This is a genomic window from Roseibaca sp. Y0-43, from assembly GCF_020667835.1.
GTDB lineage: Bacteria > Pseudomonadota > Alphaproteobacteria > Rhodobacterales > Rhodobacteraceae > Roseinatronobacter.
The window spans coordinates 63,260-87,763 of record NZ_JAFMPR010000002.1 but is presented as its reverse complement, the minus strand read 5'-3'; the positions used below and the strand labels follow the sequence as shown (position 1 = coordinate 87,763).

Here is a 24,504-nt window from a genome sequence, read left to right as displayed (position 1 = left end):
GCGGCCATGCGCAGCGTTCTGATTACCGGCTGCAGTTCCGGCATCGGCCATCACGCGGCCCATGCGCTTGCGCGGCGCGGCTGGCAGGTTCTGGCCACCTGCCGCGACCCCGAGGATTGCGACCGGCTACGGGCCGAGGGGCTTGACAGTTTCCCGCTGGACCTGACCGACCGCACCAGCATTCACGCCGCCGTCGCGCAAACGCTGGACCGCACGGGCGGGCGGCTGGATGCGCTGTTCAACAATGGCGCCTTCGCCCTGCCCGGCGCGGTAGAAGACCTGCCCACCGACGGCTTGCGCGCGCTGTTTGAAACCAACCTGTTTGGCTGGCACGAACTGACCCGCGCGGTGATCCCGGTCATGCGCGCGCAGGGGCATGGGCGGATCGTGCAGAACTCGTCTGTTCTTGGGCTTGCGGCGCTGAAATGGCGCGGGGCCTATGTGGCCAGCAAATTCGCGCTTGAAGGGCTGTCGGACGTGATGCGGCTGGAACTGGCGGATTGCGGCATCCATGTGGTGCTGATCGAACCGGGGCCGGTCACGTCGCGCATTCGCCAGAATTCCATCCCGCATTTCGAGCGCTGGATCGACTGGCAGGCCAGCCCCCGCGCCGCGCAATATCGCGACAGCCTTCTGACACGGCTTTATGACAAGACAGAGCCGGATTTTTTTGAGTTGCCGCCAGACGCCGTGACCCGCCGCCTGATCCATGCGCTAGAGGCACGCCGCCCCCGCGCGCGCTACCCGGTGACAACGCCCACCTACCTGCTGGGCGCGCTCCGGCGCGTTCTGCCGACACGGTTGCTGGACATGATCTTGCAGCGGCTCTGAGGGTGCGGCGAAATTAGGGGTCGCAACCAGCCGCAGACGGGTTAAGTTGCCGCCCAGAGACGAAAGGCCCGGGGGACCGCCGATGTTTGCAAATGATCCACTTTTCATCGCCGCCGTGGTGGCCTGCCTTGCGGTGCTGGGCGTGCTGGTCGTGGGCATTGGTGGCTTCGGCAAGGGCGGCGCCTTTAACCAGAAGCATGGCAACCGCATGATGCGCTGGCGGCTTTACCTGCAATTCATCGCCGTCATTCTGATCGTGGCCTTCGTCTATTTCCGGCAAAAAGGGGCCTGACATGGTTGTTTTGAACAAGATCTACACGCGCACGGGCGATGCGGGGGAAACCGCGCTGGGCAATGGCGCGCGCGTGGCCAAGCATTCGCAGCGCGTCACCGCCTACGGCACGGTCGATGAGCTAAACGCGGTCATGGGTGTGGCCCGGCTGCACGCAGAGGGCGATATGGCCGCCGCCATGGCGCGCATCCAGAACGACCTGTTCGACCTTGGCGCGGACCTGTGCCGCCCCGATATGGAGCGCGATGCGGAAGCCGAATACACGCCCCTACGCATCATCCCCGAACAGGTCACGCGGCTGGAGACGGAAATCGATGCGATGAATGCAAATCTGCAACCGCTGCGCAGCTTCATCCTTCCCGGCGGCACGCCGCTCGCCGCCCATTTTCACATGTGCCGCACTGTTGCGCGCCGGGCCGAGCGGGAGACCATCGCGCTGGCCGCGATCGAGAGCGTGAACGAGGCGGCGGTCAAATACCTCAACCGCCTGTCGGACTGGTTCTTTGTCGCGGGCCGCGTGGTCAACAACAACGGCGCCGACGACATTCTTTGGGTGCCCGGCGCGAACCGCTAGGTCAGACGCCCAGCTCTGCCGCCTGCAACAGCTGCACGCCGTTGATCTGCCAGCCGTTCTCGGTCTCGATCATCTGGTAGTCCAGCAAGTGGAAGCGGCCTTGCGCGTCGCGGATCATGACCCGCTGCACCTTGGCCCCGCCGATGTCGCGCAGTTCCAACATGCGCACTTCGGCGGGGCGATAGACCATCGGATAGCCGTTTTGCACCATCTGCCCGAAGCGTTCGGGCGTGCCGAACAGGCGTTTGATATTGGGGCTGGCATAGTCGAAGGCAGTGGCGAAATCATCGGCCTGAAAGGCACTGATCTGGTCGCGGATCACATCGGGAACGGCTGTGCCTTCGGCGCGCAGACTGGCGGGGGCAAGCAAGACGGCAAGCAACAAGGCGGGAAGAAAGCGCATGGCATGTCCTTTCGCATATCTGAGTTTACGTAACGACAGCACGGCCAGATCAGTTTCAGCCCAAGGCCATCAATCGGCCCAGCGGGTGCCATATTCGTCTGACACTGATAGGATCGTCATTTAACGAGTGTCTGATCCGATGAAACTTGCCTATCCGCCCGACCGCCCCAAGATGAAGCCCGCCCTGCAGGCGGTGCTCACTGCGCGCGCGGGCATGGCCTGTGCAGAGGTGGCGCGCCGCGGCCCGGCGGCCAGCGTCTTTGAGCTACGCAAGCGCGCCAAAGAAATGCGCGGGCTGTTGCGGTTGCTGCAAGGCGTCTGGGAGGACGCCCCACTCTGGCAAGCGCGCATCCGCGATGCGGCGAAAGATCTGGCCCCCGCCCGCGATGCCGAGGTGATGTTGGAGACCTTCGACAGCCTGACCGCGCGGCGCCGCGCGCCCCGTGAATTCGACAGCCTGCGCCAGATGCTTCTGGATGAGATCGACATCTGCGACGCAGCACTTGACCCCGACGCCATGGCGCGATTCGCCACGCTGATGCACACCTTCGCAGAGGGTGCGGGCAAGTTCACCCCTTCGGCCAAGACCGCTCCGCGTGTCTGGCGCAATCTGGACCGCACATGGGCCAAGGGCGCGCGCGCCTATGCCAAGGCACATAAGACCAGCGACAACACAGAGGCGTTCCATGACTGGCGCAAATGGTTGAAACGGCACTGGTATCAGGCGCGGTTTTTCAAACCCGTCGACCGCGCGGGCCTGCGCGCGCATATCGCTTGTGTCGATGCCTTGGCGAAAACACTTGGCGCGCACAACGATCTGGATGTCTTGCACCAATATCTGCGCGCGACCTGCCCGCATGATCCCGCCCTGCCCCGGCTGGAGCGGGATTTGCTGGCCGCACGTGCGCGCCATGCGCAGCAGGCCTTGCAGATGGGCGCCGCGCTTTACGCGGCCCCTGCCCCGGCCAAGGCGTGGCGCGCCCGCTGGCAGGCATGGCGCAAGGGCTAAGCCCCGATCAGCATCTGCCCCGCCAGCCCCAGCATGAACCCCAGCACGGCCCCCAAGGGCGGCCCCCAATGGTTGTCCAGCCGCACTTGCGGCGCGATGTCCTGAAACAGCAAGTAGAGGATGCCGCCAGCCGCGAACAACATGATCGCGCCAACGAGCACTGTGGCTTGGGCGAACAGAAAAAACCCCGCCAGCCCCAGAACCGGACCCAGCAGCGCCACCAGCGCGAAACTGGCAACCAGTTTCTTGGGCGGCTTGCCCGTGTGTTCGGCCAATTCACGATAGGCATTGAAGCCCTCGGGCAGGTTTTGCATGGCGATTATCAGGGCCAGAAGGGGGGCTGCCTTGCCATCACTGGCCAGTGTGGCCCCCAGCGCCAGCGCCTCTGGCAGGTAATCGGCCAGCATGGCCACCAACTGGCTGGCGGGCGTGCCCTTGCGCGCCAGCATGACGTCCAGCGCCATGAAGCTGAGCGCCCCCGCCAGAAGCACCGCACAGGCGGCCAGCGGCGATAGGTGGCGCACGCCTTCGGGCACCAGCACCAAGGCCACCGCCGCCAGCAGCGCACCGCCGCCAAAGGCGATGACGCCGTGGCGAAACTCGGTCTCCATCCAGTTGGGGCGCAGCGATTGCCAGCGCCCCAGCGCCGCGCCCAAGGGCATGGTCAAGCCCGCCCCCAGCGTCAGCGCCACCACGGCCAGCCAATCCGGAAGGCCGCCCAACATCGCCTTTAGCCCGCCAACTCGCCTGACAGCGCGCGCTCGATCAGCGCGACGGTTTCCGACAGGCCGTAAAGCGCGATGAAACTGCCCCAGCGCGGGCCTTGGTCCGAGCCCAGAAGCACCTCGTAAAGCACCTTGAACCACGCGCGCAGGTTGTCGAACCCGTGCGCCTTGCCGGTGTCGCGCACAACCGACATGAACAGTTCCTCGCTGAACGCGTCATATTCGGCTGCATGGGCCTCTGGCACGGCACCCGTTTCCGCCATCGCGCGCAGGGTTGCGGCAAGATCTTCCAGTGCGGCGCGTTCTGCCGCATCGGGCGCACGTGGCTTCAGGGTGGGGGCCACGAAATCGGCGAAATAGCGCACCGCAAAGCCCGCGGCCTGGTCAAGGTCCGGGTGCGTTTCCGGCGCGGCTTCGGGCGCGTAGCGGCGGATGAAGCCCCAAAGCGTGTCCTTGTCCTGCGCGCGCGCAACCGAGGCGAGGTTCAGCAAAAGCGAGAAGCTGACCACCATGCCCGACGCCGGCACCTGCCCGCCATGGATATGCCAGACCGGGTTCGCCGCCTGCTGGTCGGGCGTCTGGTCAGGATAGGCGCGCAATTGCTGGTGATATTCATCCACCGCTTTCGGGATCACGTCCCAGGACAGCCGCTTCGCGGTGCGCGGCTTCAGGAACATGTAATAGGCAAGCGACTCCGTGCTGGCATAGGTCAGCCATTCGTCGATGCTGATGCCGTTGCCCTTGGATTTCGAGATCTTCTCGCCATTCTCGTCAAGGAACAACTCGTAGATGTAATGCTCGGGCTTGCGTCCGCCCAGAATTTCGCAAATCCGGTCATAGATCGGCGTGTTGGCGGCATGGTCCTTGCCATACATCTCGAAATCGACGCCCAAAGCGGCCCAACGCGCGCCGAAATCGGGCTTCCATTGCAGCTTCACATGCCCGCCCGTCACCGGCAGCGTCCATTCGCGGCCCTCTTCGTCGTCGAATGTGATCTCGCCCTTGGCGCCATCCACATGCTTCATCGGCACATACAGAACGCGCCCGGTTTCCGGGTGGATGGGCAGGAAGATGGAATAGGTCTGCTGGCGCTCCTCGCGCAGGGATTTCAGCATCACCGCCATCAGCTCGTCATAGCGTTCCGCCGCGCGCAGCAGCACGGCATCCAACTGGCCGGATTTGTAATAGTCGGTGGCCGAGATGAACTCATACTGAAACCCGAACGTGTCCAGAAACCGCCGCAGCATGGCGTTGTTGTGATGGCCGAAGCTTTCGAACTTGCCGAACGGGTCGGGCACGGAGGTGAGCGGCTTTTGCAGATGTGCGCGCAAAGCGTCAGGGTCGGGCACGTTGTCGGGCACCTTGCGCATCCCGTCCATATCGTCAGAGAAACAGATCAGCCGGGTCGGGATGTCGCTGATCGTCTCGAACGCGCGGCGGATCATGGTGGTGCGCGCCACCTCGCCAAAAGTGCCGATATGCGGCAGGCCCGACGGGCCATAGCCGGTCTCGAACAGCACATAGCCATTTTCCGGGGCCTTGTCCTTGTAGCGTGCCGCGAGTTTGCGGGCCTCTTCAAACGGCCAGGCTTTCGAGGTCAGGGCAGCATCGCGCAGGCTGGACATGGGGTCGGTCACTTCCGTGTGGGGGTGCAGGGTCTGGGCCCGGTTCCTATTGCGGCGGCGCGCCCGCGTCAATATTCTGCACCCGCACAGAGCATAGACAGGACAATAAACATGGCCCCGCTTCCGCATCCGATGTCACCGCAAGACAGCCTTGTGGCGGTGATGATCGCGGTCTCTGCCGCCGACCAAAGCATTGATACCGCAGAGTTGGTCGCCATCCAGACCTTGGTGAACCACCTGCCGATCTTTGCCGAGTATGACACCGACCGTATCCGCAGCATCGGGCAGACCGTGTTCGAGCTGTTCGAGGAAACCGACGGGCTGGACGCGTTGTTCGGGCTGATCCGCGACAACCTGCCAGAGCGTTTGTTCGAAACCGCCTATGCGCTTGCCTGCGACGTGGCCGCCGCAGATGGCACGCTGACACAGACCGAATTGCGCTTGCTGGAGGAAATCCGCTATGAGCTGGGGATCGACCGGCTGCACGCCGCCGCCATCGAACGCGGCGCGCGCGCGCGCCACATGACGCTGTAATCACCCGGAAGGAGCCGCCCCATGGCCATGCCCATCGACCAGCAATTGCGCTACTGGGGCATTGCCGGGGTGCTGTTCATCGCCCTTTTATGGGTGATGGGCGACGTTTTGTTGCCCTTCATCACCGGTATGGCGATTGCCTATTTCCTGAACCCGGTTGTCACCAAGCTGCAAGACCGGGGCGTGCCGCGCACGCTGGCGGTTTCGGCGCTGATGGCGCTGGCCATCGGTGCGGTGGTGCTGGCGGGGGTGCTGGTGATCCCGGCGGTCATCTCGCAGGTGGTGCAATTCTCTGAAACCGCGCCGGACCTGTTCGCGCGGCTGCAAGAATTCCTGACCGCGCGCTTTCCCGACATTGCGCAACTGGAACAGACCTTGCGCAACTCGCTCTCCTCGATCGGCGAGGCGATCCGCGACCGCGGTGCGGCACTTGCGCAGGGCGTGTTGCGCTCTGTCTCTGGCTTCGTGAATGCGCTGGTCTTTCTGGTGGTCACGCCGGTCGTGGCCTTTTACCTGCTGCTGGACTGGGAACGCCTTGTGCGCCAGATCGACGATCTGCTGCCGCGCCAGCACGCGCCCGTGCTGCGCCGTCTGGCTGGCGAGATCGACAAAAGCATCGCCGGTTTCGTGCGCGGGCAGATGACCGTGTGTTTCATCCTTGCCGCTTACTATGCCACCGCGCTGGGGTTGATCGGGCTGCAATTCGGGCTGGCGATTGGCGTGACGGCGGGGCTGATTTCCTTCATCCCCTATATCGGGGCTATTCTTGGCGGCGTTTTGGCCATCGGCGTGGGGCTGTGGCAGTTCTGGGGCAGCCCGGTCGAGATCGGGCTTGTGCTGGCCGTTTTCGCCTTTGGGCAGGTGCTGGAAGGCAACATCCTTGTGCCGCGCATCGTGGGCAACTCGGTGCAACTGCATCCCGTGTGGCTGTTATTCGCGGTCTCTGCCTTTGGTACGCTTCTGGGCTTTACCGGCATGTTGATCGCCGTGCCCTTGGCCGCCAGCGTGGGTGTGCTGGTGCGCTTCGGGGTCAGCCAATACATGGACAGCAAGCTTTACGGCAAAGGTGGCGGGCAGCCATGACACCCCGCCAGAAGACCTTCGCGCTGGACCTGCCCGCGCGGATGGACCGCGCCAGTTTCGTGCCAAGCGCCTGTAACGCGGCGGCCCTTGGGCTGCTGGCCCTGCCCCTGCCCGGCGGGCGGTTGGTGCTGCACGGGCCGGAAGGGGCGGGCAAGTCGCATCTGGGGCAGATCTGGGCCGACGCGCATGGAGCCGCGCGCCTGACCGGCGAAAACCTTGCGCAGGCCGACATCGCCGCCCTTGGCCAAGCGCCCGCGCTTTGGCTGGACGACGCCGCGCGCGTGGCCGAAACAGAGGCAGGCCAGACCGCGCTTTTTCACCTGCTGAACCTTGCCGCCGCCAACGGGGCAGAGGTTCTGCTGACCGCCCGCGCGCCTGCGCGCGACTGGGGCGTGCGGCTGCCTGACCTGGCCTCGCGCCTGTCTGCCTGCACCCATGTGGCGCTGGCGCCCCCCGATGACGCGCTGCTGGCCGCCGTGCTGGAAAAGCTGTTCGCAGATCGGCAGGTCGGCATTCCCGACACGCTGATCCCGTATCTTCTGCCCCGGATGGAACGCTCGCTTGCTGCCGCGCAAAGCTTGGTCGCAAGGCTCGATGCCGAGGCGCTGGCGCGCGGCAAGCCCATCGGGCGCGCCTTGGCGGCGGAACTTCTGGACGGGGCTTAGGGCAAAGCCGCGCTCTCTCGCGCAATCGTCACGGGCTTTGTGGCCGGACCCGCTTGCCGTGCGCCGGGGCCGCGCTTAGTGTGTTGAAAACACATTTCAAATGATCCGAGGCAAATTCCGTGATCCGTGCCCTGACCCTTGCCCTTGGCCTTGTGCTGGCGGCGCTTCCGGCCCAGCCCCAGACAGAGGGGGCGGCCACCCGCCAGATCAGCGGAGAGGTCGTGCTCTCGGAACGTATCGCCCTGCCCTTCGGCACCAGCTTCATGGTCGATCTGGCCGATATGCAGGACAAGCCGGTCGCCACAAACCGGATGGATGCGGGCGATGCGCAAAGCCCTTTCGCCTTCGTGCTGGACGCCCCCACCGACCTCAGGCTGATCTTGCGCGCGGGCTTGCGCGTGCCCGGCGGCGCGCTCTGGCTGACCGAACCCATCGTTCTAGAGCCCGGCACCGACCCGCTGGACCTGCCCCCCCTGCGTGCGCTGACCACGCCCGAAATGGGGCTTGCCGGGCTGCTGAATTGCGGCGCGCAATATGTCGAGATCGGCTTTTTGCCCGAAGCGCTGCGCCTGCGCTTCAACGAGCAGGTGCTGACCCTTGCCCCGCGCGCGGCCGACAGCGGCCTCTATTTCGAAGACCCGGCCAATCCCGCCACCTCTGCCCGGCTGCAAGACGGCACGGCGATGCTGCGCATTGACGGGGCGGAACTGGCCGAGTGCCAGGTGCTGCGCGGCGATGACGAGCTGACCCAAGGGATCTGGAACCTGACCCAGATCGACGGCACGGCGGCACTGTTTCCATCGCGCACGGAACTGGTTTTCTTCGCCGATGGCAGGTTCTCGGCCACCGTGGGCTGCAACCGGCTGATCGGCGGGTTCCAGCGCCATGGCGGCATTCTGGCCTTCGGGCGCATCGCCAGCACCCGAATGGCCTGTTCCGAGCAGACCATGGCGCAAGAGCAGCGCTTCGCCCGCGCGCTTGACCGGGTCGATGGCTACCGCCTTGTGCCAGAAACCGGGCGGCTGACCCTGACCGCGGGCGGCGCGCCCCTGATCGACGCCCGACGCCAATAGCGCCAACCGTTACAGAACCGACATATTCCCCGATTATGCGACAGCCATGACCCAGCAAACCCCTTCGGCAGATTTTCTGTCCAGCCCGTTTCCCGAACCCGTGACCCTGCCGGATTTCGACCCGACCGGGCCGGATCGGTTCTTTAACCGCGAATTGTCGTGGCTCGCGTTCAACTGGCGGGTGCTGGAAGAGGCGATGAACCCCCGCGTGCCGCTGCTGGAACGTGTGCGCTTCCTGTCGATCTCGGCCACCAATTTGGACGAATTCTATACCGTGCGCGTCGCGGGCCTGCGCGAATTGGCGCGGGCGGGGCATTCCACGCCCTCGGATGACGGGAAAACCCCCGCCGAACAGCTTGTGCTGATCGACGAGGATGCGCGCCGCCTGATGAGCAAACAGCAAGAGGTCTGGGCCGCCCTGCGCCCGCTTCTGGCCGCCGAGGGCATCCTGATCCTGTCGCGCCACGACCTGACCGATGCGGACCGCAGCGGGCTGCAAGACTGGTATCTCGACCATGTCTTCCCGGTGCTCTCGCCGCTTGCAATCGACCCCGCGCACCCGTTTCCCTTCATCCCGAACGCGGGTTTTTCGCTGGCGCTGGAACTCGAAGACCCAACCGGCCGCCAATTGGACGCGCTGGTGCCCATTCCCAGCCAGATCGACCGTTTCGTGCGCGTGGGCAGCAACCCCGTGCGCCTGCTGCCATTGGAAGAGCTGATCCTGGCCGAGCTGGACAGCCTGTTTCCCGGCTACACCCTGCGCGGGTCATGCACCTTCTCGGTGCTGCGCGACAGCGATCTGGAGGTCGAGGAAGAAGCCGAAGACCTTGTGCGCGAGTTCGAGGTCGCGCTGAAACGCCGCCGTCGGGGCGAAGTGGTGCGCATGAAACTGTCGCATGGCGCGCCTGACGATCTGCGCGAAATGGTCATGGAAAAGCTGCGCGTCTCTGCCGAAGAGGTGGTCGAGGTCGAGGGCATCATGGGGATCTCGACCCTGAAAGAGCTGGTGCTGGATGAACGCCCCGACCTTTTGTGGCCCAGCTTCAGCCCGCGCGTGCCCGAACGCGTGCAGGACCATGACGGCGACATGTTCGCCGCGATCCGCCAAAAGGACATGCTGCTGCACCACCCGTATGAGACCTTCGACATGGTGGTGCGCTTCCTGCAACAGGCCGCGCGCGATCCCGATGTGCTGGCGATCCGGCAAACGCTGTACCGCACCTCGCGCAACAGCCCCATCGTGGAAGCCTTGTGCGAGGCCGCCGAGGATGGCAAATCCGTGACCGCGCTGGTCGAGCTGAAGGCGCGCTTCGACGAGGCCGCGAATATCCGCCAGTCGCGCCGGCTGGAACGCTCGGGGGCGCATGTGGTCTATGGCTTCGTGAACTATAAAACACACGCCAAGATCAGCACCGTGGTGCGCCGCGAAGGCGACCGGCTTGTGACCTATACCCATTGGGGCACCGGCAATTACCACCCGATCACCGCGCGCATCTATACAGACCTGTCGCTCTTTACCTGCGACGCGGCACTGGGGCGCGATGCGGCACGGGTGTTCAACTATGTCTCGGGCTATGCCGAACCCGCGCGGCTGGAAAATCTTGCGATCTCTCCCAAGGGCATCAAGCCGCGCCTGTTGTCACTGATCGCGGCAGAGGCCGAGAATGCCCGCGCGGGCCGCCCCGCCGCGATCTGGGCCAAGATGAATTCGCTGATAGAGCCTGACGTGATCGACGCGCTCTATGACGCAAGCCGCGCGGGCGTGAAGATCAGCCTTGTCATTCGCGGCATCTGCGGCCTGCGCCCCGGCATCAAGGGTCTGTCCGAGAATATCCGCATCAAGTCGGTCGTGGGGCGCTTTCTGGAGCATTCCCGCATCGTCTGCTTCGGCAATGGCGCGGCCCTGCCATCGGGGCAGGCGCGGGTGTTCATCTCCTCCGCCGATTGGATGGGCCGCAACCTGAACCGCCGGGTGGAAACCCTGGTCGAGATCATGAACCCCACCGTCAAGGCGCAGATCGTGCGGCAGGTGATGGCCGCCAATCTGGCCGACGAGGCGCAAAGCTGGGTGCTGCAACCCCAAGGCCCGGCGTTGCGGATGCTGCCGGAAGAAGGCGACGAACGGCGGCTGTTCAACTGTCACCGCTTCTTCATGGAAAACCCCTCGCTCTCGGGGCGCGGATCGGCCGGGGCCGATGACGTGCCGGAACTGACGCATGGGGATGATTGAAGGACAGGCCCACCGCATGGGTGACGTGGCGCACGGGTCATGCCTGTGCGGCGCGGTCCGCTTCCGGATAGAGGGCGCATTCGAGGCCTTTTTCCTGTGCCACTGCACGCGCTGCCGCAAGGATAGCGGATCGGCCCATGCCGCGACGCTGTTCGCGTCGCAGGCGCGGCTTGTCTGGCTGTCGGGCGAGACCTGCGTGCGGACCTATCACCTTCCCGGCACGCGGCACGGCAAATGCTTTTGTGGCAGATGCGGGTCTGCCCTGCCACTTCTGGCCAAGGACGGCACGCTTGCCGTGCCCGCCGGATCGCTTGATACGCCCGTCAGCACATCGCCTGATGCACATATCTGCTGCGCCAGCCGCGCGGAGTGGGACAGGGGCTTGGACAAGGTGCCAAGGATCGACGGGCTGCCGGGGTGATCTTCCGCCTTTTGCGATATGGGCTGGGTCTTGATTCCCACATGGCCACAAGCCTATGACAGCGCATGAGCACGCCCTGCCCCGCCCCGTTCAACATGGCCGCCTATGTGCTGGCCGCAGGTCAAGCGACGCCCGACAAGATCGCGCTGGAAATCCTGCGCGCAAGCGGGGCGGAACGCGCTGGTCTTACGCGCGGCTGGACGCTGCCGTGCGCGGCACGGGCGCGGGGCTTGCGGCACTGGGCCTGCCCCCCGGCGCGCGCGTGCTTTTGCGCTTGGGCAACAGCGTGGATTTCCCGCTGGCTTTCTTGGGCGCGATTGCCGTGGGTCTGGTGCCCGTGCCCACATCGACCGCGCTGACGGGGCCAGAGATGACCGCCATGGCCCAAGGGCTGGACCCCGCGCTGGTCATCTGGGACGGCGATGCCGCCCTGCCCGACCACCCTGCCCCGGTCCTGACGCTGGAGCGGTTGCGCGCCATGCGCGAGCTGCCGCCCTGCGCCTATGACATGGGGTCGCCCGACCGGCCCGGCTACATCGTCTTCACCTCTGGCAGCGGCGGGCGGCCGCGTGCCGTCGTTCACGCCCATCGCGCCGTCTGGGCGCGGCGGATGATGTGGGATGGCTGGTATGGGCTGCGGCCCGACGACCGGATGATGCACGCGGGCGCGTTCAACTGGACCTATACGCTGGGCACGGGCCTGTTGGACCCATGGGCCATAGGCGCAACCGCGCTGGTCTGCGCGCCCGGTGCGCCCATGGGCCTGCTGATGCGCCGCCATGACGCGACGATCTTCGCCGCTGTGCCGGGTGTCTACCGCCAGCTTCTTGACGGGGGCCGGGTCCGCGATCTGCCCCGCCTGCGTCACGGCCTGTCGGCAGGCGAGAAATTGCCAGAGGCCACGCGCGCGGCTTGGAATGCGGCCACGGGCACCATGATCTATGAGGCGCTCGGCATGTCCGAATGCTCGACCTATATCTCTGGCAGCCCCGCCCGGCCCGCACCGCCGGGGGCGCTGGGCTATCCGCAAGACGGGCGGCGCATCGCGGTGCAGGACGGCATCCTTGCCATCCATCGCAGCGATCCGGGGCTGATGCTGGGTTATCTGGGGCCGGATGGGCTTGACCTGCCCTTGCAAGGCGAATGGTTCCTGACCGGCGACCGCGTCGCGCAAGCCGAAGATGGCGCGGTGACATATCTGGGCCGCGACGATGACATGATGAACGCGGGCGGCTTTCGCGTGTCGCCGCTAGAGGTGGAGGCCAGTTTGGCCGGGCACCCGCAGATCGACGACATCGCCGTGACAGATGTCGAAATCCGCCCCGATGTCCGGATCATTGCCGCTTTCTACACCGCCGCGCTGCCCTTGGACGAGGACGACCTCTCTGCCTTTGCAGCCGAGCGGCTGGCGCGCTACAAGCAGCCGCGACTCTATCGCCATATGCCCAGCCTGCCGCGCGGGGCGAATGGCAAGCTTTCCCGGCGCAGCTTGCGCGATCAGTTCAGGGCCGATGATGATAACTCTTGAGATCTATTCCGACCCGGTCTGCCCGTGGTGCTTTATCGGCAAGGTCGCGCTGGAACGCGCGCTGGAAGCACGCCCGAACCACCCTTTCGCGGTCACATGGCACCCGTTCATGCTGAACCCCGACATGCCAGCGGACGGGATGGACCGGCAGGAGTATCTGGAGCTGAAATTCGGCGAGCGGCTGGTCGACGCCTATCGCCCCATCGTGGAACGCGCCGAGGCACTGGGGCTAAACCTGAACCTGCCCGCGATCACGCGCCAGCCCAACACCGCCGCCGCCCACGCGCTCATTCATTGGGCGGGGCTGGAGGGCAAGCAGAACGCGGCTGTCAGCGCGCTGTTCCGTGCCTATTTCCAGCAAGGCCGCGATATTGGCGCGCGCGAGGTGCTTCTGGACATCGCCAATAGCATCGGTATGGACGCGGACCTGACCGCCCGCCTGCTGGACGCGGGCGCGGATCGTGACGCGGTCATCGAGGCCGACCGCACCGCCCGCGCGCGCGGTATTCAGGGCGTTCCGTTCTTCGTGGTGGCGGGCCAGCACGCGGTGCCGGGCGCGCAACCGGCCGAGTTGTGGATGCAGGTCATCGACGAATTGGCGGAACAGTCGTGAACTGGCCGCGCCCCACCCGGTCCCTGCGCTTTGGCGAGTTCGTGGCGCTGATGGCGCTGATGATGTCATCGGTCGCCTTTTCCATCGACGCCATGCTGCCCGCGCTGCCCACGATCGGCGCAGAGCTTTCGCCCGATGCACCGCAAACGGGGCAGTTGGTCATCACCAGTTTCGTGCTGGGGATGGGGATCGGCACGCTGGTATGCGGGCCGATTTCAGACGCGTTCGGGCGCAAATCGGTGCTGTTGGTGGGCATCACGATTTATATCGCGGGCGCACTGGCCGCGATGCAGGCGCAAAGCATCGAAGGCCTGCTGGCCGCGCGCTTCATTCAGGGCTTAGGCGCCGCGGCCCCGCGCGTGGTCGCGACCGCGATGGTGCGCGACCTTTATGAAGGGCGCGCCATGGCGCGGGTCACAAGCCTTATCATGACGCTCTTCGTGCTGGTCCCGGCGCTTGCTCCGTCGGTGGGCGCGGCAATCATCTGGCTGGCCGATTGGCGCGCGATATTCCTGGCCTTCGTGGGCTTTGGCCTGCTTTCTGGCGCATGGCTGACGCTGCGCCAGCCCGAGAGCTTGCCGCCCGAACGCCGCCGCCCGCTGAGCATTCGCAACATCTGGGCCGCGCTGGTCGAGATCACGACCACGCCCGCCGTTATGATCTATGTCGTCACGCTGGTCTTTGCCTTCGCGCCGCTGTTCGCATGGCTGTCGAACCTGCCGATGATCTTTGCCGATGTCTATGACCGCGCGGCAAGCTTTCCCTTGTGGTTCGGGCTGACCGCGCTGGTCGCGGGCAGCGCGAGCGTGGTCAATTCGAAACTGGTCATGCGGCTGGGCATGAAGCGGATCGCCACGGCGGCCTTTCTGTGGCAAGCGAGCGTGTCGATCTTCTTTCTGGGCCTTTTGCAACTCAACCTGCCCGCGCCGTGGGATTTCGCGTTCTTTTTCGCCTTCATGTGCAGCGCGTTCTTCTCCATCGGGCTGACCTTCGGCAACCTGAACGCGCTTGCGCTGCAACCGTTGGGGCATATGGCGGGCATCGGGTCCGCGGTTGTGCAGTCGCTCTCGACCGTGGGGTCGGTCATGGTCGCGGTGCCGATATCGCTGGCCTATAACGGCACGCCCATGCCGCTGATTACAGGCATGGCCTTTTGCGCCTGCACGGCGCTCGCGCTGATGCTTTGGGCGCGCAAACTGGCACCAGAGGTCGCGGCGGAATAGCTCTGGCCGCACAACTCACGCAAGCGTGGCTTGCGCGCAGGGTCGGACTGCGGGACGCTCGGGCAAACCGGAGGATCCCCATGCGCCGCGCACCCCTTAGTTTGAAAGTCGCCTGTCTTGCCTGCCTGACCGCAACCCCCACGCTGGGGCTGGAGTTTTCGGGCTGGACGGAACAACGTTTCTCGATGTTTTCAAGCAACAGCTACCAGCAGGGCGGCAACCGGTTGGATGTCACCTCTCGCGGGACAGTGTCACTGCTCTGGACACGGCTGGCCCCGTCGCAGCGGGATAGCACAGGCGCAAGCTGGCAATGGTCGGTCGCGCAAAGCGTTCCGCCCACGGCATTGGACCGCAAGGGCGGCGATGACCGAAACCTGTCCTTGTATTTCGTGTTCCTGCCCGCCGCGCAGGTCGCCGAATTGGAAAACAGCACGATCCGTCGCCTGCTGGAAGCCGAAGAGGCGCGCGTTTTGATGTATGTCTGGGGCGGTCAGTCGGCGCGCGGCAGCGTTCTGCCCTCGCCCTATCTGGGGGCACGCGGCAAAACCGTGGTGCTGCGTCCGGCGGGCACTGGCAGTTTCAACGAACAGGTCAACCTGCACGCCGATCTGCGCCGCGCCTTTGGCGGAATGCCGGACGCCCAACTTGTTGGCGTGGCGGTGTCTGCCGATAGCGACGACACGGACAGCGCGATCAGCGCGGTGATCGCAGGGCTGCGGTTGAACTGACGCGCCGCCTTTGGCCAGATCCCGCGTCGCTTCTTCTGGCGGCAAAGTGCGGCTTGGGCTACCATTGACCCCGGTTATTTCGCGGCCCGCGCCGCCGAGCTAGGGAATTTGACATGGAACTGATCCTTGCACTGGCCGTGCTGATCGTCTTGATCGTGCTGATGGGCCTGAAAATCGTGCCACAGGCGCAGAATTTCGTCATCACGCGGCTGGGGGCCTATCACCGCACGCTGGATGCGGGCGTGAACGTGATCGTGCCCTTTCTGGACAAGGTCCATGCGAAAGTGCCGGTCAATGACCAGGTTCTGAACGATATCCAGCTAGAGGTCGTCTCGGCCGATAACGTGGTCTTTGGCGCGAAGCTGCTGGTCGTCTACCGTATTGAAAACGCCGAAGCGGCGGTGTTCCGGGTGAACAAGATCGACGAGCTGGTCATCGGGCTGGTGCAGTCGCTGGTGCGCTCGGAGCTGGGCAAGGTGGAACTGGACACGGTGCAATCCGACCGTGGGTCTTTGAACGTGGCGCTGCTGACGGCGCTGGAGGATGCGGGCAAGACCTATGGCATTCGGATTTCGCGGTCAGAGATCATCGACGTGAACCTGAACGCCACCACCCAAAGTGCCATGGCCGAAGTGCTGGCAGCAGAGCGCGAACGCCGCGCGGCCATCACCCGCGCCGAGGGCGAGCGCCGCGCGACGGAACTGGCTGCCGATGCCGAGCTTTATGAGGCGCAGCGCAAGGCCGACGCGATCCGCGCCATCGCGCAGGCCAATGCTGAAGCCAACCGTATGCTGGCCCTGTCGCTGGATGGTGAAACCGCGCGCGAGGCGCTGATCTTCCAGACCGCGCGGATGCAGGTCGAGGCGCTGGAAGGGTTGGCGAAATCCTCGAACGCGAAGCTAATCATGCTGCCCGGCGGGCCGTCGAACAGCTTCCGCGAGGCGGCGGCGATCCTGAAGGAGATGTAGGCGATGGATATGTTCGCCCTGCCCGACTGGTCCATCTGGGGTATCATCGCCGTGGTGCTGCTGATCGGCGAGATGCTGACCACAGCCTATGTCGCCCTTGGCTTTGCCGTGGCGGCGGCGCTGATGGCGGCGCTTGTCTGGATCGTGCCGGGCCTGCCCGTGGTCGTGCAGGCGTTTATCTGGGCCGCGCTTGGATTGGCCGTGTGGCTGGCCCTGCAACGCATGGGCCGGCGCAAGACGGGCCGCAAGGACATCAACGATTACGACCCGCGCGACAGCCTGCCCCCCTCGGATCGGGGCGGCTGGACCGGCAAGGATTAGTCACCCAGAGAGCTGTAAAGCCCCTCGTAGATCGGCTGCAAGGTCTCTGTGTCGAACAAGGACGACACCGAGGTGCCTTTCCATGTATTCAGGATCGCTTGGGCAAACATCGGCGCGGTGGCAACGATACGGATATTCGGCGCGGCTTTCACGGCCTCTGTCGGCGCGATGGAATCGGTGATGACCAGCGATTTCATCACGGAATTGGTGATCCGCTCGACCGCCGGGCCGGACAGCACGCCATGGGTGATGTAGCTATGCACCTCGACGGCGCCGGCGTCCATCAGCACCTCGGCGGCCTTGCACAGCGTGCCGGCGGTGTCGCAGATGTCATCCACGATGATACAGGTTTTGCCGGTCACATCGCCGATCACCGTCATCTCGGCCACTTCGCCCGCCTTCTCGCGGCGCTTGTCCACGATGGCCAGCGCACAGCCCACGCGCTTGGCCAGTTCCCGCGCCCGAGTCACGCCGCCCACATCGGGCGAGATTATGACCACATCGTCCAGCCGCCCCTTGAAATGGTGCAGCACGTCCAGCGCAAACACCGGCGCGGCATAGAGGTTGTCCACCGGAATATCGAAAAAGCCCTGTATCTGCGTGGCGTGCAAATCCAGCGTCAGAACCCGCTCGATGCCCGCTTGGGTTATCATGTTCGCCACCAGCTTGGCCGAAATCGGCGTGCGCGCCTTGGTGCGGCGGTCCTGCCGGGCATAGCCGAAATACGGGATCACGGCGGTAATGCGCGCGGCGGACGAGCGTTTCAGCGCGTCGGCAATAATCAACAACTCCATCAGGTTGTCATTCGCCGGACGCGAGGTCGACTGGATGATGAACATGTCCTCGCCGCGGACATTCTCATAGACCTCGACGAAAATTTCTTGATCGTTGAAGCGTTCGACCCGCGCGTCGACCAGCCCCGTGCTGACGCCGCGATGCAGTGACATCCGCCGTGCGATGGCCTTGGCAAGGCCGGGGTTCGAGTTCCCGGCGATCAGCTTGGGTTCGGTACGGTCGATCATGGGGGCAGTCCTTCGCGAGTCGGCGGCGTTGACACCGCTTACCACCCCGATACGGTCTTGCAAATGTTACAACCACCAAAAAAGGGGCCGCATATGTCGCAGATCGACTATTACCTTAGCCCGATTTCACCTTGGACACATCTGGTCGGCGACCGCGCGGCGCAGATTGCCCGCAAGGCGGGTGTGCCGCTGCGCTACAAGCCTCTGGACCCGATGGCGCTGTTTCCGCGCATGGGCGGGCAGGTGCTGGCAGAGCGCCATGACAGCCGCAAGGCCTATCGTTTGCAGGAACTGGAACGCTGGTCGCGACGGTTAGGCGTGCCTTTGAAGCTGCAACCGCGCCATTTCCCGACCAACCCCGCCCCTGCCGCATATGCGATTATTGCCGCGCAGGAAAAGGGTGGCGGCGATCTGGACAAGCTGGTGACGGGCCTGTGCCGCGCCTGCTGGGAAGAGGATCGCGACATTGCCGAGGATGAGGTGATCCGCGACTGTCTGGCCGCGGCGGGCTTCGACACCGCGCTGGCCTTCAGCGGCATGTTGGTGGGGGCAGAGATCTACCCCCGCAACCTTGAAGACGCGGTGGAAGCGGGCGCGTTCGGGGTGCCCTTTTTCGTGGTCGATGGCGCGCGTTTCTGGGGGCAGGACCGGCTGGATTTCCTGGCCGAGCATCTGGGCGTCACGCCGTGACCCATGAAAAAACCCCGCAGGGTTCGCCCTGCGGGGTTTGATCCGGTCCGTCTGGCGGGGTCAGGCCGCTTCGGCCTCTGCCTCGGCAGCCGCCCGACGTTCGCTTTCCTCGCGCGACAGCGCGACCGAGGTGCGCACACCCTTGGCCACGAATTCCATCAGCCCGGCCACGACCCGCTCATTGGGGTCGATGCCCGCGCAGCTCAGCACTTCGCGCCCATCGCGCGACCGTGCCCAGCGGGCGATCTGTTCGGGACCGTTGCCGTATTTCTTGTCATCTGCGATCGCATCGTCCAGCGCCGCCAGAACGACCGCTGCAAACAGTTTGCGGGCCCGCGCCCCCTGCTCATGGGTAAACGCCGTTCCATCCGCTGCGTCAAACATCATCCGTCCTTTATTCTTGCTCTTGCATTCACCGCGAACGCCTGCCTACCCTTTTTCGGCATTGATTCGCTAGTCCGCCAATGCATATCAGCCATGTCAATTTTGCATAGCAAGCAAAGTCAGGCTTCCATATCCTGTTCTTGCGTGCCCCACCGTCACGGGATATAGGCATCGCAACTGAAAAGTCACGCTTTTGCCAAGGTCAAACTGATGCCCAAGATCAACGGAAACGAAATTCGCCCCGGCAACGTGCTGGAGCATGATGGCGGCCTGTGGGCGGCGGTCAAGGTCAGCCATGTGAAACCCGGCAAAGGCGGTGCATTCGCGCAGGTCGAGATGAAGAACCTGCGCGACGGGCGCAAGCTGAACGAGCGTTTCCGCTCGGACGACAAGGTCGAGCGTGTGCGGCTGGAGCAGAAAGACCAGCAGTTCCTGTATGAAACCGATGGCCGTCTGGTCGTGATGGACATGGACACGTTCGAACAGGTCGAACTGGATGCCGAGATCCTTGGCGACCGCCGTCCCTTCCTGCAAGACGGCATGACCGTCACGGTAGAGTATTACGGCGAGGAAGCGTTGAACATGACGCTGCCGCAAAAAGTCATCTGCAAGGTGGTCGAGACAGAGCCGGTCGTCAAAGGCCAGACCGCCGCGAACAGCTTCAAGCCCGCCGTTCTGGACAATGGCGTGCGCGTTCTGGTGCCGCCTTTCGTGGGCCAGGACGAGGATATCGTCGTCAATACCGAAACCTTTGAATATTCCGAGCGCGCCTGATCCCAGCATCTTGCGCGGCATCGGTCCGGGACCATGCCCATGCGTGTCTTTACCCTAGCTTGCGCCGCCATTGCCCTTGGGCAGGGCGCGCTTGCGCGGGACGTGGCGCTGGTGCTGGACTGGCCGGATGCAGCCCCGGCTGCCGAGATCGTGGCGGTTGCGCGCGACAGCGCGGGCGCGGTGCTGGAAGTGCAGCGCCTGCCCCTGCCAGAGGGCACGCAACAGGCGGTGCTTCCCCTGCCCAGCCTGTCGCGCCAGACCAGCACGGTGCAGGTCGGCGCCTTGGTGGCAGGTGCCTTCGCCCTGCAAAGCTCGCGCGTGGCCGCAGAAGGCGGCCAGCCCCCCGAGCGGCTGCGCCTGAGCGCGGCACTGACCGCCAGCTTCAGCGCCGATTACCTATGCGCATCCGGTCAGGTCATCGCCCTGCAGGCGCAAGAGGACGGGCTGCGCGTCGGCATGGGCGACAGCGCGCAGATCTACATGCCCGGCGATCTGGACAGCCGCTTTATCGGCCCCGAGGGCACTGCGCTGACCCGCATTCCCGGCCTTGTGCAATTCGATGCCGCCGATGGCACGCTGCTGGATAGCTGCCGGCCAATCCCGTCGCGGCCGGTTTTGCCCTTGAGCGCTTTGGGTCGCACCACCCCCTCCGACACGGGCTGGGCGGTGTTCACGGGTCTGGACGGGTCGGTCCTGTCCCTGCCCGGCCAGCCCCCGCTGCCCGACGACACCCCGCCCCCGCGCGTGGCCACCAGCCTTGGCCCGATTGAGGCCGACCGGCTGCGGCTGGACATCGGCGATCACGCCCTCGCGCTTGCCCCCGGCCCCTGCCAGCTTCCGGGCCAGAGTATGCCCTACCCGCACACTGCCACGCTGACCGGGCCGGGTGGCCCGTTCGCACCGGGCTGCGCAGGCGATCCGTTGCGCGCGCTCGAAGGGGCCGCGTGGCAGGTCAGCCACCTTTTTGGCCAGCCCTTGCCGCATTCCGACAGCGAGGCACCCGCGCTGACCTTTCAGGTCGATACCGGGCGCCTGTCGGGGCGGACCAGTTGCAACCGCTACCTTGGCCGCGCCGTGGTCGAGGGCGGTATCTTGCGCATCTCGGAGCTGGGCACGACCCGGCTGGCCTGCGGGGCCGCGCTGTCCAACCTGGAAACCCGGTTTCTGGACGCGCTGGAAGGCGCGCGCGACATCGCGCAGCTGAAAGATGGGCGCGTGGCCCTTTACGCGGGGGCCACCGCCGTTTTGCTGCTGGAGCGGCGGGACTAGACGCCGAAATCCGCGACATCTCGCAAGGGCAGGCTGCGCGCGCGCGTGCCTGTCAGGGCAAAGAGCGCATTGGCAAGCGCGGGCATGGATGGCGGCGTGCCCGGCTCTCCCACGCCGCCCATATGTGGGTTGGTGTTCAGGATGGCCACGTCAATGCGCGGCACGTTGAACATGCGCAGCGCGTCGTAATCGGGGAAGTTCTGCTGCTCGACCGCGCCCTCGGCAAAGGTGATCTCGCCCATCACCGCCGCCGACAGACCGTATATCAGCCCAGATTCCATTTGCGCGCGCACGATGCCGGGGTCCAACACCAGCCCCGGATCGCAGGCCATGAAGGCACGGTCTATGCGGATGCGGTCGCCGTCGCGGGCCAGTTCGATCACCACCGCCGTCGGCGTGCCGAAGGACCATGTCATCGCCACGCCGCGCGCGCGCCCCTCGGGCAAGGGCGTGTCCCAGCCTGACATCTCGCGCACGCGCTCCAACACGCCCGCCGCAACCGGGCTTTCGGGCGCGACATGCGCCAGCCGGAACGCCAAGGGGTCCGCGCCCGCCGCATGGGCCAGCTCGTCGATGAAGCTCTCGTGGAAGAACCCGTTGAAGGACGCGCCCACCGACCGCCAAAAGCCGATCGGCACGTCCAGATCGGCCAGATGCCCGGCCACGCGGTAATTCGCGATGGCATAGGGCTGGTCGAACGCCCCTTCGACATGGCCCTTGTCGGCCCCGCCCGGCGCGCGGCCCATGATGCGGGTCATTGCTGCGCGGGTAACGGACGGCGCGGCAATAGCGGCGTTGAAATGGCTGATGCGGCCTTGATCCACCGCGCCTTGCATCCGCGCCATCGCGGCGGGGCGGTAGAAATCATGGCCCATGTCTTCTTCGCGCGACCATGTCAGGCGAATGGGGGTGCCGGGCAGTTGGGCCGCGATGCGGGCAACTTGCGCGACCGTGTCGGTTTCCGCCCGCCGGCCAAAGCCCCCGCCCATGAAGGTTGTGTGCAGCGTGATCGCGTCCTCGGCCAGCCCCGATGCCTCGGCGGCTTTTTGCACGCAAAGACGCGGGGCTTGGTTGCCCGCCCAGATGGTCATGCGCCCGTCTTGCAGCCATGCGGTGGCCCCTTGGGGTTCCATCGTGGAATGGGCAAGGAAGGGCACGCGGTAGTCGGCGCTGATCGCCCCCTCGGGCAGCGCGGTCGCATCGCCATCATCGCGCAGGGTAGAGTTCGGCTCTGCGTCGAACGCGGCCTCAATCGCTTGGAACATTCCGTCCATATCGGCGGGCAAGGGCGAAGGTGTCCAGTCGATCTGGACCGCCCGCGCCCCTTCCATCGCGGCCCACGTGTTGCGCGCGATGACCGCCACGCCATTGCCCATGTCGATCACCTGCTCGACCCCCGGCATGGCGAGCGCGGGCGCGGGGTCGAACGATGCCATTCCGCCGCCCAGATGCGGGCAGATGCGGACGGTGGCGAATTTCATCCCCGGCAGTTTGATGTCTGTCGCATATTGCGCCTGCCCCGTGATCTTGGCGCGCATGTCGCTGCGCGGCAGCGCGCGGCCCAGTAGTTTCCACTCGGATTGCGGGCGCAAACTCACATCCGGCACGGGGCGCGTGGCGGCCTCTGCGGCCAGATCGGCATATGGAATGCGCGTGTCGTCGGGCGCGATGACGAAACCGGCTTCGGTGCGCAGATCGGCGCGCGCCACGCCAAGGCGGTCGGCGGCGACGGCTTTCAACGCCTCGCGTGCGCCCGCGCCCGCCAGCCGCATCTTTTCATAGGCATCGACGGTCGAGGTGGACCCGCCCGTCACCTGCAACCCGATCAGCTTGCTGACCGCGCCCAGACCGCCCACCAGCGTGTGTTGCCAATCCTTCATGGCGTAATCGGCCACGGGCAACGCGCCATGCATCAGCGCGCCGTTGTAATAGGCGCTCGAAGGCGGCCCGTGTTCGACGCGGATGCTATCCCAATCCACGTCCAGCTCTTCGGCCACAAGGGCGGCAAGGGTCGTGTGCACCCCCTGCCCCATTTCAGCGCGGGGCGCGATGATGGTGATACCCGTCTGGTCGATGATGACATAGGGGTTGAGCGTGGCCCCCTGATCGGGGTCCAGCGGGTTCTCGACCGGTTTTTGCACTTGATAAACGCCAAAGGCCGCGCCACCGGCCACGGCGACCGCACCGAGCAAAAGCCCGCGCCGGGTGATCTTGCCCAAAGTGCTCATTGGTTGCCCCCCATCTCGCGCGCGGCGTCCTTGATGGCGGCGCGAATGGCGCTGTAGGTGCCGCAGCGGCACAGGTTGCCGCCCATGGCCGTGTCGATCTCGTCATCGGTGGGGTTGGGAATGTTGGCCAGCAGATCCGCCGCCTGCATGATCTGGCCCGACTGGCAATAGCCGCATTGCGCGACCTGATGGCGCTCCCACGCGGCTTGCAGGGGCGTCAGGCCTTGCGCGGATAGCCCTTCGATGGTCGTGACCGCCCCCCACAGATCGCCCACGGCCACCTGGCACGAGCGCACCGCCTGCCCATCAACATGCACGGTGCACGCCCCACAGGCTGCCACGCCGCAGCCGAACTTGGTGCCGGTCAGGCCCAACTCATCGCGCAGCACCCACAGAAGAGGCGTCTCTGGCGCGGCATCGGTCTGGTAGTCGGTGGCGTTGACGGTCAGGCGGATCGACATGAGACGGACTCCTCGGCTGTGCTGTGGCAGATATGGGGCGCAACCGCGCCCTGTCCAAACACGACCCTGCGTCAGGCCCTTACGGGTAGCGCGCCGCCCCCAGAACCGGGCCAAGCCCCTGCTCTTGCACCACCACCGCCAGACCAGTACCATCGGGCAGCGCGTCTGTCACAGTGTAGCTGAAGGCCTGCGCACCGTCCCATGTGCCGAGCACGTTCCAATCTGTGACGATGTTGCGATAGGTGATCTCGCGGCCCGCATTCTCGCCGGATTCAATCTCGACCGTGGCGCGGTCCAGAAAGCGGACAAGCTGCACATCGGTCGCGTAATCCAGCACGCCGGTGGATTGCGCGGTGATGGTCACGCCGCCGCCCGCCCGTTCTGCAATGCGCACCGAAACCCGGCCAGCGCCGATGGGGTTCATCCGGTGCTCTGCCAGCAGGCCCATGACCTGCATCGCGGCATTGCCCTGCACGTCATGCACGCCGCCGATCACCATCTGCGGAGTATAGACGGATTTGCGGCCCATACGCCGCGCGTAAGACTTCTGACGCTCGCTGAACTGCGTTTGCCCGAACGTGTCGGCCCAGCCGATGTAATCCCAGTAATCCACATGCAGCGCCAGTGGCAGGATTTCCTCGTGCTGCGCCATCTGGTTCAGCAACTCATCCGCCGGCGGGCAGGCCGCGCAACCTTGCGAGGTGTAAAGTTCGACCACGATCGGGCTTTGCTGCGCCAGTCCCGGCCCGGCCAGTCCGAGTGTCGCAGCAAAGGCAATGGCAGCAGTAAGGTTAACTTGCATCAACGGCTCGTTTCTTGATCCCTTCGCG

The 24,504-nt window shown here is 65.3% G+C and carries 26 protein-coding genes and 1 pseudogene; 19 read left to right on the top strand and 8 right to left on the bottom strand.

Annotated features, from left to right (window positions below):
• The first annotated feature begins 6 nt into the window (after positions 1-6).
• From J1C52_RS02720 to J1C52_RS02710, 3 genes are all read left to right on the top strand, one after another.
• Positions 7-831 (top strand): SDR family oxidoreductase, encoded by an 825-nt coding sequence (locus J1C52_RS02720; protein ID WP_227426393.1) that lies wholly within the window; start codon positions 7-9, stop codon positions 829-831.
• A gap of 82 nt (positions 832-913) precedes the next feature.
• Positions 914-1,123 (top strand): twin transmembrane helix small protein, encoded by a 210-nt coding sequence (locus J1C52_RS02715; RefSeq protein WP_227426392.1) that lies wholly within the window; start codon positions 914-916, stop codon positions 1,121-1,123.
• A gap of 1 nt (position 1,124) precedes the next feature.
• Positions 1,125-1,697 (top strand): cob(I)yrinic acid a,c-diamide adenosyltransferase, encoded by a 573-nt coding sequence (locus J1C52_RS02710; RefSeq protein ID WP_227426391.1) that lies wholly within the window; start codon positions 1,125-1,127, stop codon positions 1,695-1,697.
• A 1-nt stretch (position 1,698) separates the two neighbouring features.
• Here the strand turns inward: J1C52_RS02710 and J1C52_RS02705 are convergent, their stop codons facing one another.
• Entirely contained in the window at positions 1,699-2,100 is a 402-nt protein-coding gene (locus tag J1C52_RS02705) for a DUF4864 domain-containing protein (protein WP_227426390.1), read from the bottom strand.
• A 139-nt stretch (positions 2,101-2,239) separates the two neighbouring features.
• Between J1C52_RS02705 and J1C52_RS02700 the strand changes: the two genes are divergently transcribed.
• Positions 2,240-3,109 (top strand): CHAD domain-containing protein, encoded by an 870-nt coding sequence (locus J1C52_RS02700; protein WP_227426389.1) that lies wholly within the window; start codon positions 2,240-2,242, stop codon positions 3,107-3,109.
• Here J1C52_RS02700 and J1C52_RS02695 read toward each other — a convergent pair.
• Together J1C52_RS02695 and J1C52_RS02690 are read right to left on the bottom strand one after the other, a co-directional pair.
• Entirely contained in the window at positions 3,106-3,834 is a 729-nt protein-coding gene (locus J1C52_RS02695; RefSeq protein ID WP_227426388.1) for a ZIP family metal transporter, read from the bottom strand. The two genes, J1C52_RS02700 and J1C52_RS02695, sit on opposite strands and share 4 nt — an antisense overlap.
• 5 nt (positions 3,835-3,839) lie before the next feature.
• Positions 3,840-5,459: a lysine--tRNA ligase gene (locus tag J1C52_RS02690; protein ID WP_227426387.1), complete on the bottom strand. Its 1,620-nt coding sequence runs from the start codon at positions 5,457-5,459 to the stop codon at positions 3,840-3,842.
• A gap of 111 nt (positions 5,460-5,570) precedes the next feature.
• On the opposite strand from J1C52_RS02690, the gene J1C52_RS02685 reads away from it, so the two are divergent.
• From J1C52_RS02685 to J1C52_RS02630, 12 genes and pseudogenes are all read left to right on the top strand, one after another.
• On the top strand, positions 5,571-5,993 hold the full coding sequence (locus J1C52_RS02685; RefSeq protein ID WP_227426386.1) for a tellurite resistance TerB family protein: 423 nt from the start codon (positions 5,571-5,573) through the stop codon (positions 5,991-5,993).
• 21 nt (positions 5,994-6,014) lie between these two features.
• A complete protein-coding gene (locus J1C52_RS02680; protein ID WP_227426385.1) occupies positions 6,015-7,076 on the top strand; it encodes an AI-2E family transporter in 1,062 nt (353 codons plus the stop codon).
• On the top strand, positions 7,073-7,741 hold the full coding sequence (locus J1C52_RS02675) for an AAA family ATPase (protein WP_227426384.1): 669 nt from the start codon (positions 7,073-7,075) through the stop codon (positions 7,739-7,741). The genes J1C52_RS02680 and J1C52_RS02675 overlap by 4 nt, the downstream gene beginning before the upstream one ends.
• A 119-nt stretch (positions 7,742-7,860) precedes the next feature.
• The gene (locus J1C52_RS02670) at positions 7,861-8,814 is read left to right on the top strand and encodes an META domain-containing protein (protein ID WP_227426383.1); all 954 of its coding nucleotides are present in this window, start codon (positions 7,861-7,863) and stop codon (positions 8,812-8,814) included.
• A gap of 46 nt (positions 8,815-8,860) precedes the next feature.
• Positions 8,861-11,044: an RNA degradosome polyphosphate kinase gene (locus tag J1C52_RS02665; protein ID WP_227426382.1), complete on the top strand. Its 2,184-nt coding sequence runs from the start codon at positions 8,861-8,863 to the stop codon at positions 11,042-11,044.
• The gene (locus tag J1C52_RS02660) at positions 11,031-11,465 is read left to right on the top strand and encodes a GFA family protein (protein WP_227426381.1); all 435 of its coding nucleotides are present in this window, start codon (positions 11,031-11,033) and stop codon (positions 11,463-11,465) included. Before J1C52_RS02665 ends, J1C52_RS02660 begins: the two co-directional genes overlap by 14 nt.
• Positions 11,466-11,530: 65 nt before the next feature.
• Positions 11,531-12,993: pseudogene (locus J1C52_RS02655) on the top strand (class I adenylate-forming enzyme family protein).
• Positions 12,980-13,606 carry a DsbA family oxidoreductase gene (locus J1C52_RS02650; protein WP_227426380.1) on the top strand — a complete coding sequence of 209 codons (627 nt, stop codon included), beginning with the start codon at positions 12,980-12,982 and terminating at the stop codon, positions 13,604-13,606. The pseudogene J1C52_RS02655 and the gene J1C52_RS02650 overlap by 14 nt, the downstream one beginning before the upstream one ends.
• Positions 13,603-14,829 carry a multidrug effflux MFS transporter gene (locus J1C52_RS02645; protein ID WP_227426379.1) on the top strand — a complete coding sequence of 409 codons (1,227 nt, stop codon included), beginning with the start codon at positions 13,603-13,605 and terminating at the stop codon, positions 14,827-14,829. Before J1C52_RS02650 ends, J1C52_RS02645 begins: the two co-directional genes overlap by 4 nt.
• Positions 14,830-14,909: 80 nt before the next feature.
• A complete protein-coding gene (locus tag J1C52_RS02640) occupies positions 14,910-15,557 on the top strand; it encodes a DUF3047 domain-containing protein (RefSeq protein WP_227426378.1) in 648 nt (215 codons plus the stop codon).
• Between the two features lie 113 nt (positions 15,558-15,670).
• Positions 15,671-16,525, top strand: a complete 855-nt coding sequence (locus tag J1C52_RS02635; RefSeq protein ID WP_227426377.1) for an SPFH domain-containing protein — start codon at positions 15,671-15,673, stop codon at positions 16,523-16,525.
• A 3-nt stretch (positions 16,526-16,528) separates the two neighbouring features.
• Positions 16,529-16,846 (top strand): NfeD family protein, encoded by a 318-nt coding sequence (locus J1C52_RS02630; RefSeq protein ID WP_227426376.1) that lies wholly within the window; start codon positions 16,529-16,531, stop codon positions 16,844-16,846.
• Here J1C52_RS02630 and J1C52_RS02625 read toward each other — a convergent pair.
• Positions 16,843-17,868 carry a ribose-phosphate pyrophosphokinase gene (locus J1C52_RS02625; RefSeq protein WP_227426375.1) on the bottom strand — a complete coding sequence of 342 codons (1,026 nt, stop codon included), beginning with the start codon at positions 17,866-17,868 and terminating at the stop codon, positions 16,843-16,845. The two genes, J1C52_RS02630 and J1C52_RS02625, sit on opposite strands and share 4 nt — an antisense overlap.
• 93 nt (positions 17,869-17,961) lie before the next feature.
• Between J1C52_RS02625 and J1C52_RS02620 the strand changes: the two genes are divergently transcribed.
• Positions 17,962-18,558 (top strand): 2-hydroxychromene-2-carboxylate isomerase, encoded by a 597-nt coding sequence (locus J1C52_RS02620; RefSeq protein ID WP_227426374.1) that lies wholly within the window; start codon positions 17,962-17,964, stop codon positions 18,556-18,558.
• Positions 18,559-18,618: 60 nt separating this feature from the next.
• Here J1C52_RS02620 and J1C52_RS02615 read toward each other — a convergent pair whose 3' ends face one another.
• On the bottom strand, positions 18,619-18,942 hold the full coding sequence (locus J1C52_RS02615; protein ID WP_072245747.1) for a DUF6280 family protein: 324 nt from the start codon (positions 18,940-18,942) through the stop codon (positions 18,619-18,621).
• Positions 18,943-19,152: 210 nt separating this feature from the next.
• Between J1C52_RS02615 and efp the strand changes: the two genes are divergently transcribed.
• Both efp and J1C52_RS02605 read left to right on the top strand, forming a co-directional pair.
• On the top strand, positions 19,153-19,716 hold the full coding sequence (efp, locus tag J1C52_RS02610; protein ID WP_227426373.1) for an elongation factor P: 564 nt from the start codon (positions 19,153-19,155) through the stop codon (positions 19,714-19,716).
• A gap of 39 nt (positions 19,717-19,755) precedes the next feature.
• Positions 19,756-20,985 (top strand): META domain-containing protein, encoded by a 1,230-nt coding sequence (locus J1C52_RS02605; RefSeq protein WP_227426372.1) that lies wholly within the window; start codon positions 19,756-19,758, stop codon positions 20,983-20,985.
• On the opposite strand, the gene J1C52_RS02600 is transcribed toward J1C52_RS02605, so the two are convergent.
• The 3 genes from J1C52_RS02600 to J1C52_RS02590 form a co-directional block, all read right to left on the bottom strand.
• On the bottom strand, positions 20,982-23,213 hold the full coding sequence (locus J1C52_RS02600) for a xanthine dehydrogenase family protein molybdopterin-binding subunit (protein ID WP_227426371.1): 2,232 nt from the start codon (positions 23,211-23,213) through the stop codon (positions 20,982-20,984). The genes J1C52_RS02605 and J1C52_RS02600 overlap by 4 nt on opposite strands.
• Positions 23,210-23,674 carry a (2Fe-2S)-binding protein gene (locus tag J1C52_RS02595; RefSeq protein ID WP_227426370.1) on the bottom strand — a complete coding sequence of 155 codons (465 nt, stop codon included), beginning with the start codon at positions 23,672-23,674 and terminating at the stop codon, positions 23,210-23,212. The genes J1C52_RS02600 and J1C52_RS02595 overlap by 4 nt, the downstream gene beginning before the upstream one ends.
• 79 nt (positions 23,675-23,753) lie before the next feature.
• Positions 23,754-24,476 carry a DUF1223 domain-containing protein gene (locus tag J1C52_RS02590; protein WP_227426369.1) on the bottom strand — a complete coding sequence of 241 codons (723 nt, stop codon included), beginning with the start codon at positions 24,474-24,476 and terminating at the stop codon, positions 23,754-23,756.
• Positions 24,477-24,504 lie beyond the last annotated feature (28 nt).

What these genes read in the sequence shown, in the direction of transcription:
- J1C52_RS02705 (WP_227426390.1), bottom strand. Translation starts at nt 2,100, where the DNA reads ATGCGCTTTCTTCCCGCCTTGTTGCTTGCCGTCTTGCTTGCCCCCGCC.
- J1C52_RS02715 (WP_227426392.1), top strand. Translation starts at nt 914, where the DNA reads ATGTTTGCAAATGATCCACTTTTCATCGCCGCCGTGGTGGCCTGCCTT.
- efp (WP_227426373.1), top strand. Translation starts at nt 19,153, where the DNA reads ATGCCCAAGATCAACGGAAACGAAATTCGCCCCGGCAACGTGCTGGAG.
- J1C52_RS02675 (WP_227426384.1), top strand. Translation starts at nt 7,073, where the DNA reads ATGACACCCCGCCAGAAGACCTTCGCGCTGGACCTGCCCGCGCGGATG.
- J1C52_RS02690 (WP_227426387.1), bottom strand. Translation starts at nt 5,459, where the DNA reads ATGTCCAGCCTGCGCGATGCTGCCCTGACCTCGAAAGCCTGGCCGTTT.
- J1C52_RS02590 (WP_227426369.1), bottom strand. Translation starts at nt 24,476, where the DNA reads ATGCAAGTTAACCTTACTGCTGCCATTGCCTTTGCTGCGACACTCGGA.
- J1C52_RS02595 (WP_227426370.1), bottom strand. Translation starts at nt 23,674, where the DNA reads ATGTCGATCCGCCTGACCGTCAACGCCACCGACTACCAGACCGATGCC.
- J1C52_RS02605 (WP_227426372.1), top strand. Translation starts at nt 19,756, where the DNA reads ATGCGTGTCTTTACCCTAGCTTGCGCCGCCATTGCCCTTGGGCAGGGC.
- J1C52_RS02685 (WP_227426386.1), top strand. Translation starts at nt 5,571, where the DNA reads ATGGCCCCGCTTCCGCATCCGATGTCACCGCAAGACAGCCTTGTGGCG.
- J1C52_RS02640 (WP_227426378.1), top strand. Translation starts at nt 14,910, where the DNA reads ATGCGCCGCGCACCCCTTAGTTTGAAAGTCGCCTGTCTTGCCTGCCTG.
- J1C52_RS02710 (WP_227426391.1), top strand. Translation starts at nt 1,125, where the DNA reads ATGGTTGTTTTGAACAAGATCTACACGCGCACGGGCGATGCGGGGGAA.
- J1C52_RS02695 (WP_227426388.1), bottom strand. Translation starts at nt 3,834, where the DNA reads ATGTTGGGCGGCCTTCCGGATTGGCTGGCCGTGGTGGCGCTGACGCTG.
- J1C52_RS02625 (WP_227426375.1), bottom strand. Translation starts at nt 17,868, where the DNA reads ATGATCGACCGTACCGAACCCAAGCTGATCGCCGGGAACTCGAACCCC.
- J1C52_RS02720 (WP_227426393.1), top strand. Translation starts at nt 7, where the DNA reads ATGCGCAGCGTTCTGATTACCGGCTGCAGTTCCGGCATCGGCCATCAC.
- J1C52_RS02635 (WP_227426377.1), top strand. Translation starts at nt 15,671, where the DNA reads ATGGAACTGATCCTTGCACTGGCCGTGCTGATCGTCTTGATCGTGCTG.
- J1C52_RS02700 (WP_227426389.1), top strand. Translation starts at nt 2,240, where the DNA reads ATGAAACTTGCCTATCCGCCCGACCGCCCCAAGATGAAGCCCGCCCTG.
- J1C52_RS02665 (WP_227426382.1), top strand. Translation starts at nt 8,861, where the DNA reads ATGACCCAGCAAACCCCTTCGGCAGATTTTCTGTCCAGCCCGTTTCCC.
- J1C52_RS02630 (WP_227426376.1), top strand. Translation starts at nt 16,529, where the DNA reads ATGGATATGTTCGCCCTGCCCGACTGGTCCATCTGGGGTATCATCGCC.
- J1C52_RS02680 (WP_227426385.1), top strand. Translation starts at nt 6,015, where the DNA reads ATGGCCATGCCCATCGACCAGCAATTGCGCTACTGGGGCATTGCCGGG.
- J1C52_RS02650 (WP_227426380.1), top strand. Translation starts at nt 12,980, where the DNA reads ATGATAACTCTTGAGATCTATTCCGACCCGGTCTGCCCGTGGTGCTTT.
- J1C52_RS02615 (WP_072245747.1), bottom strand. Translation starts at nt 18,942, where the DNA reads ATGTTTGACGCAGCGGATGGAACGGCGTTTACCCATGAGCAGGGGGCG.
- J1C52_RS02620 (WP_227426374.1), top strand. Translation starts at nt 17,962, where the DNA reads ATGTCGCAGATCGACTATTACCTTAGCCCGATTTCACCTTGGACACAT.
- J1C52_RS02660 (WP_227426381.1), top strand. Translation starts at nt 11,031, where the DNA reads ATGGGGATGATTGAAGGACAGGCCCACCGCATGGGTGACGTGGCGCAC.
- J1C52_RS02600 (WP_227426371.1), bottom strand. Translation starts at nt 23,213, where the DNA reads ATGAGCACTTTGGGCAAGATCACCCGGCGCGGGCTTTTGCTCGGTGCG.